Genomic DNA, 20,178 nt, shown 5'->3' on the forward strand with positions numbered 1-20,178 from the left:
AAAACCGCAACAGGCAGTGGAAGACGACACTGATTGAAAGAGACAACCCCGACTGGGCGGATCTTGCTGCGGACTGGGTGGACTGAGCAATTATAGCATCATCCCAAAATGGATCCTGCGACTTCGCGCAGGATGACAAAGAAGGACGTTGATGGAAAAGAGCGGGAGTCATTCTGCGCGGAGCGAAGCGTAGTCGCAGAATCCATCACCATGACCAAACAATTTTCACAGCATTATGTAGCTCGTGTTTTAACAACCTTCAACGGCCGATCCCCGGCAATCACAATCTTACTGCTCAACCATACCAATCCCGGCACCAGCAGTCCCCAGATGATCGCCAATACCGCTATCGACCATGGCAGTGACACACTGAACTCAGCGGCCCCGAGCCGTCCACCGGCAATATAGGCCGCCGGTCCGCCGATAGCGCCCAGTAGCGCTGCAAGCCACAGGCGATTTTTTAACCATCCCAGGCTATGATTGAACACTGTGGCCAGCCCCATCCAGAGACATCCCAGCCACAAAGGGATGGGAAATCGATCTTCGGCAAAGATAAAAAACCCGGACAGGCGCAGGGTGCCATCAATCAGAACACCGATGAACAGCACCAGAACGACCAGAACAAGATCGGTTTTCGGGGTCGGAGTGAGACCAAAGTGAAGAAGGATCAGCACCATCGCCACCCACACCAGCGATTCCCCACCCAGCACCGCAACAAACCAGATCAGTTGGTAAATGGCGATATTCAGTAGCGGATTCATGATCTGGACAGGGGTTGCAGATGGCCGGGACGGGTGGCAGTCAGTTGTACGACACTGATCGCTCTTTCTCGGAATCCTCCCTCGCAATAACAGAAATAATAGCTCCACAGGCGCTTGAACCGTTCATCAAAACCTTTTTGTTCAATTTTATTGAAGTTTGCTATAAAACGATCATACCAATCTTTTAAGGTTCTGGCGTAGTCCAGACCAAAGTCCTCAATACCACGCACGACCATGTCGGTTTTTTCGCTCATCAGCTTCAGCAGATGATGATTTGACAACAGGCAGCCGCCGGGAAAAATATGCTCCTGAATAAAATCGACACTGGTCAGATAGCGCTGATAAAGCTGGTCCTGGATGGTGATTGCCTGCAACAGCATCATGCCATCGGGCTTGAGCAGCCGATTACATTGTGCAAAAAACTGTGGCAGATAACGATGGCCGACCGCTTCGATCATTTCGATACTGACCAGCTTGTCGTAGGTTCCTTCCAGATCGCGGTAATCCTGTTTCAACAGGGTAATGCGATCCTCCAACCCGGCAGCGGCGATTCTGCGGTGGGCTTCTTGGTACTGGGCATCAGAAATTGTGGTGGTGGTAACGTGGCAACCGTAATGGCTTGCAGCATGGATGGCAAAGCCGCCCCAGCCACTGCCGATCTCGATCACCCGATCTTCGGGACGAAGATCAAGGCGCCGACAGATGTGCTCAAGTTTATAAACGGCTGCGTCTTCGAGGCGACTCTCGACGTTGGGGTAAATCGCCGCCGAGTACATCATGGTCGGATCGAGAAAGCTTTCGTACATCGAGTTGCCGAGATCATAGTGGGCGAGGATATTCTTTTTAGAGCCGGAGCGATTGTTGCAGCGCAACAGATGTTTCGCCCGTTGCCAGGGACGGACCAGCCAGGCCCAGCGATCTTCCAACCGGTCGAGAAGCTGGCTGTTGCGAGCAACAATGCGCACCAGGGTGGTCAAACAATCAGCATCCCAATCGCCGTCAATATAGGACTCCCCGGCACCAATCGACCCGCCGAATACTGCTTTTGGGTAAAAGGCCGGGTCATTGACCTGGATCTGGGCATGAAAATCAGCATCCTGACCAAAGGTGACCTGATGGTCTCCTTCAATCAGGGTAATCTGGCCATAGTAAAGATGCTGCAACAGCCGATGCAGCAACGAACGTGACCAAGCCTGGACCCTGGTGGCCGCACTGTTTCGGCCAACGACAAAGCGGGAATTCAGAGTAGATGAAATCATGACAACTCCTTTGGATACGGAACATAAGGAACTTTTTTCAGATATAATTTCAGCGCCTGCCAATAGATTCCGGCAAGGATCGACAATGTCATCACCGGCTTGCGCAGCAATTGCTGACGCACCGACGACAGGGTCAGGGGCCGGCGCTTGAGGTTGATCAACGCCCGGAACAGGTGTCCGCGTTCATCATCAACGTCAATGACAATTTGTGCCTGTTCCTGCGGTGGTTCAATCTGCCAGCGGTAATGTTGGTTGATCGGGTTAAAGGGAGACACATGAAATTGTTTGGGGTTGGCGCGCTGACTCAGCCCCGGTTCCAGCAGATGGGCGTAATAATGACGCTGATTCCACGGGGTGTTGGAGACTTCAGCCAGCATGTGAGTACAATGGCCGTCACGATCGTAGCCGAAGTAAAAATTCACCGGGCTGAAGTACAGCCCCAGGGTACGCAGATTCAGCAGAGCGCAGACGGTTCCCTCAACCGGTATGCCGGTCAATTCCAGCAGCCGCTGTTTAACCGACAGATGCAGCGGCTCGCTCGTCGGCCCCAGATAGTCGGAGCGCAAAAAACGGCTCAGGGCAAAGCGTTTTACCGAAAACCAGCGCCCCAGATCAGGCAGCTCATCGACCTGCTCGAGATCGAGAAACCACATAAAGAACGGGTAGGAGAAACGGTGCTCGCGCGGGATAAAGCGCTGATGCGCGACCCGCCCGACATAGAGGGCCGAGGTCATGGTGACACCCCCAGAGCCGTACAGACCCGCAGGGCACTCTGGACCCCATCTTCATGAAAACCGTTGTGCCACCAGGCCCCGCAATAGTGGATACGATCGATTCCTGAAATCTTATACCACTGCTCCTGCGCACTGATCGATTCCAGATCAAAGATCGGGTGATCATACTGGTAGCGACCGATAATCGACTCTTCCGGAATATCCTCGTTCAGCGTGACCAGGTAGTCATGTTGTTTCTCAAGACACTGGAGCCGGTTCATGTAATAGGTCACGGTCGAACGACCCTGTCCCGGCTGCCGCAGATGATAATTCCAGCTCGCCCGGGCGCGCAGGTTCTGGGGCAACCAGCGCTGATCGGTGTGCAGAATCACATCATTGGCGGTAAAACGAAAGGCTCCAAGTATTCGCTGCTCATCCGCGCTGGGTTCAACCAGCATCGATAACATCTGATCACCATGACAGGCCATTACAACCTCATCGAAGTCATACTCATGCCCTGCAGCCACCACTGTTAGCGCATCGCTATGGCGGGTGATCGTCTCGACGCCGGTAGCCAGACGAATTCCCTCGTTAAACGGGGCCGTCAGGGGTTCAATATAGCTGCTTGATCCCCCCTTGATGGTGTACCACTGGGGTCGATCAACCAGATTAAGCAATCCGTGGTTTTCAAAAAAACGCACAAAAAACACCAGGGGAAATTCACGCGTCTGTTCCAGGTCCGTCGACCAGATCGCCGAGATCATGGGCAGCAGATAGTTATCGATAAACAGGGCCCCATACCTCTGACCATCGAGAAAAGCTCCCAGCGTAGTGCCTGCCGGCGACTCAATGGCGGCCTGGCGAACCTGCCGATTAAAGCGCACGATGTCCGCCAGCATGCGCCAGAAGCCGGCATTCACCAGATTCCCCCGCTGGGCAAACAAACTGCTGAGATTATTACCATTATACTCCAGCCCGAGGGCCGGGTTGGTAACCGAAAAGCTCATTTCGGTGGGTTGATAATCGACCCCCAGTTCGTCCATCAAGCGAATAAAGCCGGGGTAGGTACGATCATTAAAAACAATAAACCCTGTATCGATAGCACTTTGCTCCCCCTGCCATTCCACCTGAACAGTATGGGTATGCCCGCCGAGACGCCGGTCTGCCTCGAACAGGGTCACCTGGTATTTGCGACTTAAATAATAGGCTGCGGTTAAACCGGCAATGCCGGAGCCGATAACAGCAATACGTTTTTTCATCTGACCATCTTTCGGGCAAGGGCGAGCCACACCGAGCGTGGCAGCACAGAGAGCAATTTCATCGTACCGGTAAAGCGTTTGGGAAAATGAATCTCCTTTTTACCACCGGCGATTCCCTTGCGGATGGCACGACTGGCCTGCTCCACGGTAACCAGGCAGGGCATGGGAAAATCATTGCGATCGGTCAGGGGGGTTTTGACAAAACCGGGAGCGACATGACTGACGCGAATCCCCTCTGCGGCCAGACCGATGCGCAGCGTATCGAGCATATAGGCCACCGCTGCCTTGGACGCGCCGTAAGCCTCAGCCCGCGGCAGAGGCAGGTAGGAAGCAGATGAGCCGATGCCGACCAAATGAGGGTTTCTGCCATGACGCAGGGCCGGCAGGACCCCTTCGATGGAGTGCGCCAGGGATTCAACGTTGGCGCGCATGACCCGCGCCACCAGGGCACTATCGAAGGCGGGCAGATCGATATATTCGCAGTTGCCGGCTGACAGGATCGCCAGGTCAAGGGTCTCAAGACCGGCAAACCACTCCAGCGTCGCCTCACGGTCTTCCAGGTCCACCTGAGCGCAATGGATCCCCAGCGTCTCAAGCTCGGCCAGCGCTGCCGGTGAACGCCCCAAAGCCCACACTTCATGCCCCACGGCATGATAATCAAGAGCCAACTGGCGACCGATACCCGAGGTTGCTCCGGTAATCAAAATCTTCATGCCGAAAACCTCCTTTTAACTGCCCGCACCAGAGGACCCAGCAGGGGCAACTGCTCGTAGAGCAACAGGCCCAGATCAAAATAGTCGCGGTGGTCATCAACCAGTCCATTTTCAGCAAAATGCAGACAACTGATGCCCGGCACTTCGATCTCGCCCCCACGGTTCAAACGGGGATGACGCAACCGCATCACCCACTGCACAAACACCTGGTCGTTGCTGATCCGGGGCGCGGAAAAGTCGAAACGAATCTGCTCGACATTGGCATACAGCTCAGCAAAATAATCACGCAGGGCCGGCAAACCCTTGAGGCTGTGAGCCGGATCACTGAAGCGGATATCGTCACTGTAGATTCCGCCAAGCAGATCCAGGTTGTCGCGGTTCAGTCGCTGGTAGGTATTAAAAAACTGTTCCAGTGCCGGTTCCAGTGCCATCATTACCCTCGCCTGTCAGTCAGTGAAGCCAGCAACCGCTTGCGTAATCCTGCATCCAACGGCTGCTCGGCATCCAGCCAGATCCCGGCATATAGAATAGCAAACTCCGGAGAAAAAATACTCACAAGGATTTCATTATTGAGAATCAACTGGGTCGACTGATGATCAGCATCATAGCAGAGTCGATAACGATCCCCTTTGCCGACATCCCGATAAGCCTGATGGAGCTGGTCAATCAGCGGCCGATAACTTGCAAGCTCGCTTTGGGAATATTGGCGCGACAGAATCTCTTCAGCGGCGGTGATAAAATTTTCGGCGGTCAGATCAACGCTGTAGGTCAGACGCAGACAAAAAGAGCGTCGGGCCTGCAGTACATCCGTCAACCCGGCATCCGCAGGGGCCAGCAGCTCAGCATCATAAACCCGGATAAAGCCCAGGTAGCGCACATTACCTTCGCCCCGAACCACCAGATCATCCGCAGGATCAGCATGAACAAGCGCGACCGACACCAGCAGCAGTAGCGACCCCAGCAGTAAGCTTTTATTTATTATCGACACCCTCTTCACCTCCTGTGGAATCGATCGATTGAAAAGCAATCGTCACCTGTGCCAGCTCAAAACCAAACTTGGACATGGTTGCGCGGTTGAGCAAAACACCATCCGGCTGCAAAAACATCCAGTCATCAAAACGCACCTTCCAGGTTGATCCACGGGCTTCCAGGTTCAGCACATAGGTCCAGAACAAGGCATTACCATAAACCTCTCCCTCAGCGACACCGACCACATCCGCTGCCCGCCCAATAAACTCGTGAGGGCCGGTCTTGGTGATGGTCCAGATCCGCTCACTGTGCTCGCCATCACTCCAGACAAACTGCTCATCCAGCACCAGCTCACCGGCAGCGTTGAGATAGCCGTTGATATCAACAACAAACTGGCGCACCAATTCCCCTTTGCGATCCTGGACAATGCCCCAGCCGCGGGTCTGACCGATAAAATAGTCAAACAGGTCAAACTCCGGCTGTTGCCCGGCGTAGCGTTTGACATCAACAGTTGAACAGCCGGAAACCAGAAAAATCAGGGCTACCAGCCCTATAGCCATTGGGATGAACTTGTTTACCATAACTAAACTCCTGAAGGGCCTTTGATCAAAACTGACCGGAAATATCAATCAATGGCTGCTTGATAAGCCTGCGCCAGTCCAGCCGCAGGCAAAACAAAAATTACCTTTTTCGTAAGATATCCAGAATTTTATTTTTTGTCCAGGACAATTTTATACTTGCTTGATATTTATAAACTATCTGCTGCCTAAATGTGCTGCCAGGGGTCTGGACTTTTTTAAAAAAGATATGATCTAATGTTTATGTCATAAAAACGGGTTGGCTTGGTGTGTTGCCCTCGCAAAAAATCATGGGATGGTGTCTTTTCCCTGCACAGGTGGCGCGATGATGTACGATGATGACCCCTCCCAAAAATACCGGGACGAAGCGGAAAAAAAGATCCGTCAGTTCTTTCAGCAAAAAATCGCCAACGACGAACAGCGCAATGAATATGAACTGCGCATCCACCAGGTGGAACTCGAAATGCAGAATCTCGAGTTGCGCGAAACCCAGCAGCAGCTCCAGGACAGCCTGGACTATATCAGCTGTCTGTACCACCAATCCCCGGTCGGTTTTGTCACCATCGATGACAAGGGTCGGATTAAGGATCTGAATGAATCCCTGGCAACCATGCTCGGTATCCCCGCCCACGAGGGGCCGCGGCGCTTTCTGGCAGACTTTTGCGCGGAAGACAGCTCCACGGTGTTGCGGCAGCGGCTGCCGGCGCTATTCAGCCGGCCCCAGGGGAAAACGCTAAATCTGGCGTTGACCCAGCCTTCCGGAAAGGTTCTCGAAGTAGAACTGCAGGCCCGCAAACTCCCTGACGGAAAACATCTCACCTGCACCTTGATCGATCGGACCGAGCGCAAAAAGGCCGAGGACGCCTTGCATGAGAAAAGTCAGGAGCTGGAAAAAACCAACCTTGCCCTGGAACAGCTGGCGACCGTTTTCACCCATGTTCGGGAAGGGGTCATCATCACCGATCCTGAAGGAACCATCCTTGATGTCAACCAGGCGTTCTGTCGTATCAGTGGTTATGAACGGGAGGAGGTCATCGGCCGCAATCCGCGCCTGCTTAAATCAGGAGAACATGGCCCGGAATTTTATGCCCTCATGTGGCAAACCCTGGCCGAGCAGGGGCACTGGAGCGGCGAGATCCTCAACCGCCACAAAAACGGCGGCCTCCTGCCCATTGTTCTGACCATCAGCGCCGTCCGAAGTGGCACTGGTGCTGTGCGTCACTACGTTGCCTTGCATACCGATATCAGTGCCCTTAAAGAACATCAGAAGCAGCTCGAGCTGCTCGCCCATTACGACACCCTGACCGGCTTGCCCAATCGCAAGCTGTTTGATGATCGTCTTCAGCAAGCGATCGTCCACGGCAAGCGCCACGAACAATCCCTGGCCATCGCCTATATCGATCTGGACGGTTTTAAGTCAGTCAATGACACCTTCGGCCATGACGCCGGCGACCAGCTGCTCAAAGTCATTGCGGCGCGAATGCAGGCAGCTTTGCGTGAAAGCGACACCATTGCCCGTTTTGGGGGCGATGAATTTGTCGTCATTCTCGAGGATCTGGGAACCACCCATGCCAGCACCGCCTATATAAAACGACTGCTGACCGCCGCGGCGCAACCGGTTGACTACCAGGGGCAAACCCTTCAGGTTTCATCCAGTATCGGGGTGGCCTTTTTCGCCCCGAGCGACACCCTGGCCGCCGATCAGCTATTACGTCAGGCCGATCAAGCTATGTATCAGGCCAAGCTCCTGGGCAAAAACTGCTGTCACATCTATGATCCCGAGGAGGATCAGGCGCTACCAATTCATCACCAGCAAGGGTCAGAAAACCCGTCAAGCCCTGACAGTTAGGCCAATGGTTTTTGCTGGTCAACCCCAAAAACAACAAGCGCAACCAAAAAAAACCTCGCTCTGCGCGGCTCCCCCTTTTCTCATGGCCCCACCGTTCAATGATCCGGGCGCCGCAACAACCTTGATTTACGCCGAAAATTTGTTGGCGCTGACCGTTGCTTGTTTTATAGTGTCCGCTTAATATCGACCTAACAATTGTTCCTGCCTCACCCTTTTAGGGTCGTTGTCGACAACGATTTTTATCTGCATCAGCGGGAGATCATCCGTGGCAAAAAAAGTACAGCCTGTGGCTAAACCTCACTACATTGTCGGCCTTGGTGCCTCTGCCGGTGGACTGGAAGCCATTGAAACGGTGGTTCGTAATCTGCCTGCGGATACCGGCATGGGCTTTGTTATCGTTCAGCATCTTTCTCCCGACTACAAAAGCCTGATGGTGGAAATTCTGTCCAAAAAAACCGTCATGCCCGTCTATCAGGCCGAAGACGGCATGCCGGTTAAACCCAATGCCATTTATCTGATCCCGCCCAAAATGGATATGAAAATCTATCAGGGCAGGTTGACCCTGATGGAAAAAGATCCGGCGCAGCGGGGCATGAACTACCCCATCGACCTCTTTTTAAAGGCCCTTGCCCAGGATCAGGGGCGCAAAGCGATTGGCATCATCCTCTCGGGCACCGGCAGTGACGGCACCCGCGGTTTGCGCGCCATCAAGGAGGTCGCCGGTCTCACCATCGTCCAGGATCCCGAAACCGCAGGTTTTGATGGCATGCCACGCAGTGCCATCTCCGCCCGCCTGCAAGACTTCATCCTGCCTCCCGAGCAGATCCCGGCACAGCTGGTAAGCTACGCCAACCATCCGATTAAAACCATCCCCCAGGAACAGAACCCTCTGTTGCACAACGAGGATGCCTTGAGCCGCCTTTTTCAGATGCTGCGTGAACGCCAGGGGGTTGATTTCAGCCTCTACAAACCTTCGACGGTTGTCCGCCGGATCGAACGCCGGATCACCATCAATCACATCGACAGCATTGAGGATTATCTGCGTTATTGTCAGCGTTACCCGTCTGAAATTGAGCAGTTGTTCAAAGAAATGCTGATTGGTGTTACCAGCTTTATACGGGACCCGGAAGCCTACCAGCTGTTGCGAGAGGCATATCTTCCGGACCTGCTGCAACGCCACGAAGAACGGGAAGTACGCATCTGGACCGCCGGCTGCTCCACCGGGGAAGAAGCTTACAGTCTGGCGATCGTGGTCAATGAAATCCTTCAGCAGCTTCAGATCGACAAAGAGGTCAAGATCTTCGCCACCGATCTCGACCGGGACGCCATCCAGATTGCCAGCATCGGTCTCTACCCCGAAGCGGTAATTAACGATCTGCCCCGTGACCTGCTGGAAAAGTATTTTGTCATGACCGACAAGGGCTATCAGGTCGTGCGCCCGCTGCGCGAACAGATCGTTTTTGCCCAGCACAACCTGCTTAAAGACCCGCCTTTTACCAAAATAGACCTGGTCAGCTGTCGCAATCTGCTCATCTATTTTCAGCAAAGCAGCCAGCTGAAGGTTCTTGACCTCTTCAATTTTTCTCTGGTGCCACAGGGGCTGCTGTTTCTCGGCAGTAGTGAAACCGTCGGCGATGCGGACACCTTTTTTGAAACCCTTGATAAAAAATGGAAAATTCTGCGCTCACGGGGCTTAAAACGTCTGCCGGATCATCACCACCGCCACTCGGAACTGTTTGATCTGAATCGGCGCATGAGTGGGCAGGGAATCAAGCCGGGCATGGGCGCAGGCATGCGCGATTACCTGTACGACCGTTTGCTGGAACGCTTCCTCAATGTCATCGCCGAGCACTACATCCCCTTTGCCATGCTGGTCAACAGCACCAACGATCTGCTCCATGTGATGGGCGATTCACAACGTTTTTTGCGCATTCCATCCGGCAAGATTCAGGCTGACATCAGCCGCCTGCTGATCCGGGAGCTATCCATCCCGGTTACCACCGGCATCCAGAAGGTGCTGCGTGAAAAAAAGGAGCTCAACTACAGCAATATCCGCCTGAGCGAGGGCAGCGACCCTATCCGGGTCAAAATCTGTCCGGTCACCAGCAAGGCCGGCATGGAAGCACTGGTCGCCGTATTTATTGAGGACGATATCAGCCATCATGGCGGCACTGAGCGCAACGACTACAATGTGGGCACAGCAACGGCTGATCGGATTATTGACCTTGAGCATGAGCTGCAATTTTCCAAGGAGAGCCTGCAGGCCACGGTCGAAGAGCTGGAAACCTCCAATGAAGAGCTACAGGCCACCAACGAGGAATTGCTGTCGAGTAATGAAGAATTGCAAAGCACCAACGAAGAACTGCAGTCAGTCAACGAGGAGCTCTACACCGTCAACGCCGAATATCAGAGTAAGATAACGGAACTAACCGAAGCCAACAACGATCTGGATAATCTCATCAGCATCATCAAAATGCCGACCATCTATCTCGATGAAAATCTCGAAGTACGGCGCATCACCCCGGAAGCCTCCCAGATTTTCCGCATCATCGAGCAGGACATCGGGCGGCCGTTAATTGATATTGCCCATAACCTGGTCGACGTGGACCTGGAAGTGCTGATCAACTTCTGTCGGGCGCCGGAAGAAGAATGCGCACACCGTGTCCACGATAAAAACGGCAAGGAATATCTGCTGCGCGTCATCCCCTACAAAATTGCCTCCAATGCCTACGCCGGCATTGTCCTGACTTTTTTTGATCTGAGCCTGCTTGCATCAAGCAGCCAACCACGAAAGGACTGAAGGCATGCCGGCCCCAGTCGACCCCCATTTGCAGCAGTTGCGGCTGAAGGCCGAAGAGCGTCTGCACCAGCTCGCAGGCAGCAATCCTGACGACCAACAGGGGATTGAGATTCTCCACGAACTGCGCGTCTACCAGGCCGAACTCGAACTGCAGAATCAGCAACTGCGGGAAACCCAGCAGCAGCTGCAGCAGACCCTGGAACGGTTCAATGCCCTTTACCACCGCTCTCCCATCGGCTACGTCACCATTGATAACCGTGGACAAATCCAGGAGCTCAATGACTCCTTCGCCACCATGCTGGGCTACCCCGCCGGCAACTTACGCCATAAATATCTGGCAAGTTATTGCAGTAGCGATAGTGCAGATGTGTTACGTCAGCGCCTCCCCGCCTTCTGCAAAAGTCCCCAGGGCAAGATTCTCGACTTAAGTCTGATCAACAATGCCGGTGACATCCTGCTGGTTGAGGTACAGGGGCAAAAGCTTCCCGGGGAAGAGTGTCTGGCCTGCAATGTGATCGACCGTACCGAACGCAAACTGGCCGAAGCAGCCGGTAAAGACAGCCAGGCCCAACTGCGTGCCGTGACCTCCGCCGCCCGCAATGCTATCCTGATGATGAACTCTCACGGCCTGGTCACTTTTTGCAATCCGGCCTGTAAACAGGTTCTCGGCTACGCCCCGCAGGAACTGCTCGGGCAACCCCTCCATGAACTGCTTGCTCCCGAACACTATCTTCCCGACTACCACCCGGCCATCAAGGAATTTCAGGTATCCGGCAAAGGGAATGCCATCGGCAAAACCACTGACCTGAAAGCCCGCCACAAAAGTGGCGAACTGCTTGATGTCGAGCTCTCCCTCTCTGCTGTTGCGATCAAGGGAGAGTGGCACGCTGTCGGTATTATTCGCGACATTACCCAGACCAAAAGAACGGAACAAGAGCTAAAACTGAGCAAAGATCGCCTTAAAAACTGGTACCATTTGATGAAGTACATTATTCATCATGACCCTAATGGCATTGCCGTCTTCGATCGCAATCTGCATTTTCTGTTTGTCAGTGATCGTTTTGTTCGCGAGTACAGGGTCAATCGAAAAGACCTCATCGGTAAGCATCACTACGAAGTTTTCCCCGATATCCCGGAAAAATGGCGTGCCATCCATCAACGTGCTTTATCCGGTGAGATCCTGGCAGGTGACGATGACGAATTTGTCCGCGAAGATGGTCAGAAGGACTATACCCGCTGGTCCTGTTGTCCCTGGTACGAGATTGATGGCACCATCGGCGGCATTGTTCTCTACAGCGAGGTGATCACCGAACGCAAGCAGATGGAGCAGGCCCTGACCAGGCGCACCGCTGAACTGGAGCAACGCACAGAAGAACTGGAACGCTTCAATTATACCGTATCCCACGACTTGAAAAGTCCGCTGGTGACGGTCAAAACCTTCCTGGGTTTTCTTGAACAGGATATGCGCGCCGGCGACACGGAGAAAATCGATCAGGATATTGACCATATCCGCACCGCTACAGACCGCATGAGCATGCTGCTGGAGGATCTCCTTAGCCTGTCACGCCTGGGCTGGGTTGCCGACCAGCCGGAGAAGGTTTCCCTGAATGGATTACTGGAACATACCCTGATGCTGGTCCAGGGGCAGATCCAGGAGAGCGGGGCTCAGATACGCCTGGTTGACACGGATCTGTTCCTTCATGCTGACCCTTCCCGTCTGCTGGAGGTCTGGCAGAACCTGATTGACAATGCCCTGACCTATGGCATAACGGACAACAACCCCTATATCGACATCGGTTTAGAATCTGGCCCTGAACCTGTTTTTTACATCCGCGATTACGGCCCCGGCATCCCGAAAGAATTTCACCAAAAGGTTTTTGGTCTGTTTGAAAAACTCGATCGCAACAGCAAAGGCAGTGGGCTGGGTCTGGCATTGGTGAAACGGATCGTAGCAAAGCATGGAGGGAACATCTGGGTCGAATCGTCAGGCGACGGGCAGGGTTGCTGCTTCAAATTTACCCTGCCCGCGGCTTATATTCCCCAGTGAACAACTGAAAGCGAACCCTTATGACACCACTATTTGAATGGACCCCATTGCTTGATACCGGTCTTGAAGAGTCGGATCGACAACATCAGCATCTGCTGAATCTGATCAATGCGTTCGGCGATGCCGTCGCCCACAGGCGGGTCAATGAGAAGAATGTCGCCACCCTCTATGACGAACTGGTTGATTACACCTGTTATCACTTTGAAGAAGAAGAACGACTGATGAGTCAGTCCCGTATCGACCCCCGTCATGTTACCGAACACACCCGGATGCATCAACGCTTTATCGCCGAAGTCGGGCGGATGTACCAGAATTACCTCAACGACCAGCAAGAGGGTGGTAATCACTTATTTGAATTCCTTCTTAACTGGGTGGCCTATCACATCATGGGCACCGATATGGCGATGGCCAGACAGCTCCAGGCCATCGCCGGCGGCACCGACCCGCAAGCGGCCTACGCGCTGGAAGGGCGACACAGCGACAAAAGAACGGCCCTGTTGTTGCGCTCGTTGAAAAATCTGTTTGAACAGGTTTCGCAGCGCAATTACCAATTGACAGAGCTGAACCGCTCCCTCGAAGAAAAGGTCAGACACCGCACCCATGAACTTGAGAAGGCCAACACCCACCTCGAAATGCTGGCTTCCACGGATGTCCTGACCGGGCTGGCCAACCGCCGTCGGGCGATGGAAATATTGCGTTTACTGTGGCAGGACGCGACGACCAACCAGCAACCATTATCCTGCATGATGATTGATGCCGACAATTTCAAACAGGTCAATGATCGTTACGGTCATGATGCCGGGGATGAGGTGTTGCGCGTCCTGGCGCGCGAGCTGACCGAGACGGTGCGCACCGATGACAGTGTCTGCCGCTTAGGTGGTGATGAGTTCATGCTGATCTGCCCGTCAACCGATGCCGCCGGAGCCATGTATCTGGCGCAACAGCTTCACGGTCACATCAATACCCTGAAGATTCCCGCCGGTGAGGGATACTGGCAAGGCAGCATCAGTGTCGGCGTGGCCACAAGGACCCCGGCCATGACCGCCATCGAAGGCCTGATTAAAGCAGCTGATCGCAGTCTTTACGCGGCCAAGGCGGCAGGCAGGAATTGTGTACGCCTGATTCCCTGAGCCCCGATCAGGCGTGTTGCCAAAAATGTCGGTAGCCTGAGTCCACGGAAAACGCGGAAAGACACGGAAAGATAAATCCACCATACCCAAAACCTGTTACACCATCATATTATATCTCTTTGTAATTATTCAGCTGCAGTCCTGCGCGCAGGCTCGGGGTTCCGGTGCTGATCAGATACAGAATTTTCATAAAAATCACTTTGACTAGATCAGCCGCCTGAAGTAGATTAACCCTGCCTTATTTGATAAGGTGCCACTCTTTCTCATCTCCGGAAGGCTGTATACCCATGCCGTCACTAAGCAACGTCAAAGATCACGCATCTATGCTGCCCCCAGTCACTCTTGCTGCAGCCACCTGCTATCAACAACAACTGCCCGAAATGACGGCTTTTGTCGACGAAAACATGCGCAAACAGACCGGCATTATCAACATGATCGGTGGCAATCCACTGCAAATGATGTACGAGAATCATCGCCATCATGGCGCCTTTATGGCCACGGTCTTCACCGTTGGCAACTACCAGCTACTGGCACAGACCCTTCCCTGGGTCTATCGCGTCTATCATAACCGTGGATTTTCCTATGAGTATTTCCCGCTGGAATTGCGCTGCTGGATCACTGCCGTCGAAGAATTCATCCCGGCCGAGCTACAGTCCGCCATCATCTTCATTTATCAGTGGATGATTGGTCAACACAACACCCTGATTGAGCTCTCACAACAGGAACTCGATGTCCTTGTCGCGGTTGACAGTGACTGGCTCGAACGCAAAAATGAGTTCAGGGTGGCGGCCCTGCGCGGTGACCACCGCCTTTGCCTTAAGATGGCAACAACCCGGGTTAAACATCCTGAAGACATTATCGATTTCTACCTGCAGGTACTGCAACCGGCCCTCTATGAAGTCGGCATCCTCTGGGAAAAGAACAAGATATCCGTCGCCCAGGAGCATCTGGCCTCGGCCATTGTGACCCGGGTCATGGCCGCGGTCAATCTGGTGCTGATTGGACCGGAGAGCTACCGTGGTCGCGCAGTGGTTGCTGCCTGCGCTAATGAATATCATGAAATCGGTGCCATGATGATTGCTGACATCCTCGAAACCGACAAGTGGAACGTCAGCTATCTGGGTGCCAACGTTCCCGCTGCTGATCTGCTGGATCATCTGCGAATAGAAAAACCCGACGTACTGGCCCTGTCCGTCACCATGCCCTTTAATATCAATCAGGTGGCTGAACTGATCGGGCAGATCCGCCAGGATACCGACATGGCCTCAATCAAGATTATTGTCGGGGGTCGGGCCTTCAGCGGACCTAGAGAATTATGGAAACAGGTTGGAGCCGATGCCTGCGCCGCTGATCTGGTAGAAGCCCGCCAGCTAATGCGGACTTTTCGGAGTGCTGCATGATCAACCTGTCCACAATGACCGATCATCTTGATTTCATCGCCGCCAGGCTTGATGGTTCCACCCAGGTGGCCCTGGTCACCCTGACTGCCGACACGCGCATCATCGACTATACTCAGGCTTTTAAAAACTTGATTGAGCGCGATGACAACCTCAAAGATGCCAACCTGAAAAATCTCCTGTTAGCGGAAAGCAGGGCATTACTTGACGATAATCCGGTAGAAAAATCGCCATTACAACTGAACTTCACTCTTGCTGACCATAACTCCCTGGCGCTACAGTGTTCTTTTCACCCGACCCGGGATGGCTATCTGATGTACGGCGAGCAGGCGATCCTCGCCGATTCTGACGTCATGCGCACCATCAGCTTGCTGAATAATGAACTGGCCGGGTTGACGCGCGAACTTAACCGTAGAAACCGGGTCCTTAAGCAGACACAAGGCCAGTTGCAAAGAAAGAATGACGAGATCAAACAATACGCCTCGATCATTGCCCACGACTTCAATTCCCCTCTAATTACCATCAACGCCTTTGTCGGTCAGATTGAAAAAGACCTGGAAGGTGGCCGCAGTGATGAAATTGAATCGAACCTGACCTTTATTAAGGAAGCGGGACAAAAGCTCAAACAGTTGCTCGATGGCCTGATGCAAATAACCGCGATTGACAGGGTCGAGAGCCCACCTGAAAACATCCACTACACCGAACTGATCGCTACCTGTCTGGCAACGCTCGCCGGCCCGCTGCAACAGCGTGGGGTGAATGTCACCATCGATGAAACAGCGCTGACCCTGACCGGTGACCGGCTGCAATTGGGTCAGATCTGGCAGAACCTGATCGAAAACGCCATCAAGTACATGGGCGACCAACTCCATCCGCACATTGTGGTCGGAGCAACGCCAGAAGGGCACGATGTTGTTTTTTATGTCCGTGATAACGGGATCGGGATTAAACCGGAACATGCCGAGCGCGTGTTCCAGCTCTTCACCCAGCTCAGTAAAAACAACCCCGGCACGGGCCTGGGACTTTCTCTGGTTAAAAAGATTGTCGAACGGTATCAGGGTAAAGTCCGGGTGGAATCGGCAGGAATCGGCAAGGGCAGCTGTTTCCGCTTTACCCTGCCGGGGGCGGTGGTTAGCAACAGGTCTTAATCAACAAAGAGCGTAGATTGACGACAAAAGGGATCACTCAAACACTACACCGACCCATAGAAAAGATGGCAACATGACACCTCTTAGTCTTTATCTTGGCGCAAAGGTGCGCGGTCTGCGCTCGCTGTCGATCGTTGCTGCACTGCTGTTGCAGCTGTTCTTTGCAGTGACCCTTATGGCCAACGACCCGATCACCTCTGCCGCCGAGATTGATTATCCTCCTTTTAGCATCGTTACTGACGATGGCCGGGTGGACGGCTTCTCGGTGGAATTATTGCGCGCAGCTCTCAAGGCCATGGGACGCGATGTCACGTTTCGCACCGGCACCTGGACGGAGGTCAGAGCCCTGCTGGAAAACGGCAAAATTCAAGCCCTGCCGTTGGTCGGACGGACCCCGGAGCGCGAGGCCCTGTTCGATTTTACCTTTCCCTATATGTCCCTGCACGGCGCTATTGTTGTCCGTACTGATACCGATGGCATCCGCACCCTCGACGATTTACGAGGACGCAGGGTCGCGGTGATGAAGGGGGATAATGCGGAGGAGTTCCTACGGCGAACCGATCGCGGTATACATATTTTCACCACCGCTACCTTTGAACAAGCACTGCAGGCCCTGCATGCCGGGAGCTATGACGCCGTCGTTATGCAGCGTCTGGTCGCACTGCGCCTGTTGCAGGAGACCGGCCTCAGCACCCTGCGGGTGATTGACCGGCCGATTGAGGGTTTCCGCCAGGATTTCAGTTTTGCGGTCAAAGACGGTGATCGGGCGACCCTGGCCCTGCTCAATGAGGGGCTGTCTCTGATCATCGCCGACGGCACCTATCAACGGCTGCACGCCAAATGGTTTGCCGCATTACAGTTGCCGGCCAGGCAGCGCCTCATTGTCGGAGGTGATATCAATTTCCCGCCCTATGAATACCTCGATACCCGGGGAAATCCATCCGGTTTTCTGACTGAGCTGACACGGGCCATCGCCTTTGAAACCCATCTTGATATCGAGATTCGTCTGGGCCCCTGGGATCAGGTGGTGAAACAGCTTACCGATGGTGAAATCGATATTATTCAGGGGATGTTCTACTCACCACAACGCAGTCAGCAGTTTGATTTCGGTCCCTCCCACCTGCTCACCCATTATGTCAGTGCCGTTCGACGGGGAGGTCGTCCTGCCCCCGAATCTTACGCCGAGCTGGCCGGTTTGCGCCTGGTGGCCCAGCGTGGCGATGTCATTGTTGAGGAGCTGCAAAACAGAGGACTGTCTGCACAATTAACCCTGGTGGATTCGCAGGAAGAAGCACTCCAGCAGCTGCTTGATGGCCGCCATGATTGTGCTCTGGTGGCACGATTGCCCGCCCTGGCGCTGTTCGAGAAAAATAACTGGACCAGTATCCAACTCGGACGCGACAGCCTGCTGGAGCGTAATTATGCCTACACTGTCAAAAAAGGGCAGCAGGCATTGCTGGCCAAACTCAATGAAGGGCTACAGGCGATTCATACCAATGGTGAATATCGCCGCATACATGACAAGTGGTTAGCCCATTACCACCAACCGGACACCTTGTGGGTTGCCATGCGCTACTCTGCGATCATCCTGAGTCCCCTGGTCCTGGTGCTGGTGGCGATCCTTTTATGGTCCTGGACCTTGCGCCGGCAGGTTGCGCTTCAGACCAGACAGATTCACGAAGATCAGCTGCGGCTGCAGGCCATCACCGATACGGCCCAGGATGCCATATTGATGATGAATCCTGAAGGGGAAGTAGCTTTTTCCAATCCAGCCGTGCGAAACATTTTCGGCTACGAGCCGGAAGAGATTCTCGGTTGTGACCTACATTCTTTTTTCCGTTTTGAGGATCTTCGCGAAAAAAACCTGGCCGCAATAACCCTCACTGAACAGGAAGCGATGGGTAATGGCAGCGCGGCCGCCTTTGAACTGACGACACGGCATAAGGAAGGCCATGAAATCAGCGTTGAGTTGTCTCTTGGCCAAGTTGAACTGAAAGAGGGAACGCACAAGGTCGGAGTCATTCGTGACATCAGCCTGCGCAAAGCGGTTGAGGCAGAAGTACAACAGAAGAACGAAGAACTGGAACAGTTTGTTTACCTTGTGTCCCACGACCTGAAAAGCCCGCTGATCACCATCAGTTCTTTTTTGGAAATGCTACAGGAGGATATCGCCGCCAACAACCTTGAACGGGTGGCAAAAGATCTCAACTTCATCCGTGGCGGTATTAATAAAATGGATCAACTGCTGAGCGCATTGCTGCGGCTGTCACGAACCGGGCAAAAAGAAACCGCGCCGCAGCGTATCAACTTTCATTCGTTAATCGATTCAACCCTGAGGGCCCTGGCCGGGCCGATCCGTGATCATGCCATTGATGTTGTGGTTGAACCCCAGGATTTGTCGCTTTTTGGCGATCCGCTACAACTCGGGCAGATCTGGCAGAACCTGATCGAAAACGCCATTAAATACCGGGGAGATCAACCCAAGCCGCGCATTATTGTCGGGGTTGACCTCAGTACCAAAGAACCGGAATTTTTTATCTGTGATAACGGTATCGGCATCGCCCCTAAACACAGTAAACAAATTTTTGGCCTCTTTGCTCAGCTTCATCCGGAGAGTGACGGCTGTGGTCTGGGGCTGGCCCTGGTGAAAAAGATAGTTGAACGCTACCAGGGCACCATCCGGGTCGAATCGGCAGGACTCGGCAAGGGGAGTTGCTTCTACTTTACCCTGCCGGACTCTTTGATAAATCAGGACACAACAATATGACAAACAAAAAAACCAGGGTCATTTTGCATGCAGAGGACGATCCTGCACATGCGACCATCGTCGAAATAGCACTTCAACGCATTCTTGGTGATGTGCTGCTTCAGCAGGTTGACGATGGCAGGGCAGCCCTTGACTATCTCTATCGCCGCGGACCCTTTAAAAATCCGGCCGTATCCCCCCGACCTGACCTAATTCTTCTTGATTTGCGTATGCCTGATGTCAGCGGACTTGAAGTTCTTGCCATCGTCAAGCGGGATCCGGAACTTCAAGCGATTCCCGTAGTGGTACTGACAACCTCCAGTAACGAAAAAGATCGTTCCGAAGCACGCGCCTGTGGTGTTGATGAATATTTAACCAAGCCGGTGGATTTTAACATGTTTGTTCATATGATTGGTGAAATATGTGTCGCCTGGCTACAACGGTGAGCTGACAAACACTGACTGAATCTGTACATTGTCACACAGGTTGTTTTGCCGTCGCATAACTCACAACCATAAGAACACGGAAACCCAGCTCGACGATTCAGGCTGGTATTTCTGGCAAAGCAGAATATTCTGAACCGGCTGGCCGGATGATAATTTAAGCTGGAGCAACTTACGAAATACTTTCGATTCACAGACCGGTTGGGCCGGAAATCTTGTTACGTCAATACGATGAAGGGCTAGTACCGTGTAACATTTAAAGTTTCGTAAATATGCGGACTGTTGTATAATCATGGCAACCCAAGGAGGCTGCCATGGCACCGAGATACCGAGTCACTCTGACAAAGCAAGAACGTAAAGATCTCG

General features: G+C 53.4%; 16 protein-coding genes. 8 read left to right on the forward strand and 8 right to left on the reverse strand.

The annotated features are described in order from the left end of the window. Positions 1-233: 233 nt before the first annotated feature. Genes ICT70_RS14265 through ICT70_RS14300 form a run of 8 tightly spaced genes read right to left on the reverse strand, consistent with a single transcriptional unit; the run spans position 234 to position 6,255 of the window. Positions 234-761 (reverse strand): DUF2878 domain-containing protein, encoded by a 528-nt coding sequence (locus ICT70_RS14265; RefSeq protein ID WP_191157799.1) that lies wholly within the window; start codon positions 759-761, stop codon positions 234-236. Then, positions 758-2,020, reverse strand: a complete 1,263-nt coding sequence (locus tag ICT70_RS14270) for an SAM-dependent methyltransferase (RefSeq protein WP_191157801.1) — start codon at positions 2,018-2,020, stop codon at positions 758-760. The genes ICT70_RS14265 and ICT70_RS14270 overlap by 4 nt, the downstream gene beginning before the upstream one ends. Next, complete coding sequence (locus tag ICT70_RS14275) at positions 2,017-2,754, reverse strand: DUF1365 domain-containing protein (protein WP_191157803.1); 738 nt, start codon at positions 2,752-2,754, stop codon at positions 2,017-2,019. The genes ICT70_RS14270 and ICT70_RS14275 overlap by 4 nt, the downstream gene beginning before the upstream one ends. After that, positions 2,751-3,992: an NAD(P)/FAD-dependent oxidoreductase gene (locus ICT70_RS14280; protein ID WP_191157805.1), complete on the reverse strand. Its 1,242-nt coding sequence runs from the start codon at positions 3,990-3,992 to the stop codon at positions 2,751-2,753. The genes ICT70_RS14275 and ICT70_RS14280 overlap by 4 nt, the downstream gene beginning before the upstream one ends. Continuing rightward, positions 3,989-4,705 carry an SDR family NAD(P)-dependent oxidoreductase gene (locus tag ICT70_RS14285; RefSeq protein ID WP_191157807.1) on the reverse strand — a complete coding sequence of 239 codons (717 nt, stop codon included), beginning with the start codon at positions 4,703-4,705 and terminating at the stop codon, positions 3,989-3,991. The genes ICT70_RS14280 and ICT70_RS14285 overlap by 4 nt, the downstream gene beginning before the upstream one ends. Next, entirely contained in the window at positions 4,702-5,139 is a 438-nt protein-coding gene (locus tag ICT70_RS14290; RefSeq protein ID WP_224747083.1) for a nuclear transport factor 2 family protein, read from the reverse strand. The genes ICT70_RS14285 and ICT70_RS14290 overlap by 4 nt, the downstream gene beginning before the upstream one ends. Further along, positions 5,139-5,693, reverse strand: coding sequence for a chalcone isomerase family protein (locus tag ICT70_RS14295; RefSeq protein WP_191157809.1), 555 nt, complete (start codon positions 5,691-5,693; stop codon positions 5,139-5,141). The genes ICT70_RS14290 and ICT70_RS14295 overlap by 1 nt, the downstream gene beginning before the upstream one ends. Beyond that, positions 5,677-6,255, reverse strand: a complete 579-nt coding sequence (locus tag ICT70_RS14300) for a DUF3833 domain-containing protein (protein ID WP_191157810.1) — start codon at positions 6,253-6,255, stop codon at positions 5,677-5,679. Before ICT70_RS14300 ends, ICT70_RS14295 begins: the two co-directional genes overlap by 17 nt. A gap of 322 nt (positions 6,256-6,577) precedes the next feature. Here ICT70_RS14300 and ICT70_RS14305 point away from each other — a divergent pair, with 322 nt between their 5' ends. The 8 genes from ICT70_RS14305 (at position 6,578) to ICT70_RS14340 (ending at position 19,815) form a co-directional block, all read left to right on the forward strand. Continuing rightward, positions 6,578-8,101 (forward strand): diguanylate cyclase domain-containing protein, encoded by a 1,524-nt coding sequence (locus ICT70_RS14305; protein WP_224747085.1) that lies wholly within the window; start codon positions 6,578-6,580, stop codon positions 8,099-8,101. A 265-nt stretch (positions 8,102-8,366) separates the two neighbouring features. Next, positions 8,367-10,901 carry a chemotaxis protein CheB gene (locus ICT70_RS14310; RefSeq protein WP_191157812.1) on the forward strand — a complete coding sequence of 845 codons (2,535 nt, stop codon included), beginning with the start codon at positions 8,367-8,369 and terminating at the stop codon, positions 10,899-10,901. A gap of 4 nt (positions 10,902-10,905) precedes the next feature. Beyond that, positions 10,906-12,948: a PAS domain-containing sensor histidine kinase gene (locus ICT70_RS14315; RefSeq protein ID WP_191157814.1), complete on the forward strand. Its 2,043-nt coding sequence runs from the start codon at positions 10,906-10,908 to the stop codon at positions 12,946-12,948. 20 nt (positions 12,949-12,968) lie between these two features. Continuing rightward, positions 12,969-14,078, forward strand: coding sequence for a GGDEF domain-containing protein (locus ICT70_RS14320; protein ID WP_191157817.1), 1,110 nt, complete (start codon positions 12,969-12,971; stop codon positions 14,076-14,078). Positions 14,079-14,365: 287 nt separating this feature from the next. Continuing rightward, entirely contained in the window at positions 14,366-15,478 is a 1,113-nt protein-coding gene (locus ICT70_RS14325; RefSeq protein WP_191157819.1) for a cobalamin B12-binding domain-containing protein, read from the forward strand. Beyond that, the gene (locus tag ICT70_RS14330; protein WP_191157821.1) at positions 15,475-16,623 is read left to right on the forward strand and encodes a sensor histidine kinase; all 1,149 of its coding nucleotides are present in this window, start codon (positions 15,475-15,477) and stop codon (positions 16,621-16,623) included. Before ICT70_RS14325 ends, ICT70_RS14330 begins: the two co-directional genes overlap by 4 nt. A 73-nt stretch (positions 16,624-16,696) precedes the next feature. Further along, positions 16,697-19,390 carry a transporter substrate-binding domain-containing protein gene (locus ICT70_RS14335; protein WP_191157823.1) on the forward strand — a complete coding sequence of 898 codons (2,694 nt, stop codon included), beginning with the start codon at positions 16,697-16,699 and terminating at the stop codon, positions 19,388-19,390. Further along, positions 19,387-19,815 carry a response regulator gene (locus ICT70_RS14340; protein WP_191157825.1) on the forward strand — a complete coding sequence of 143 codons (429 nt, stop codon included), beginning with the start codon at positions 19,387-19,389 and terminating at the stop codon, positions 19,813-19,815. Before ICT70_RS14335 ends, ICT70_RS14340 begins: the two co-directional genes overlap by 4 nt. Positions 19,816-20,178 lie beyond the last annotated feature (363 nt).

Source organism: Pelovirga terrestris (assembly GCF_014773365.1).
In the GTDB taxonomy this organism is placed as follows: Bacteria; Desulfobacterota; Desulfuromonadia; order Desulfuromonadales; family Geopsychrobacteraceae; genus Pelovirga; species Pelovirga terrestris.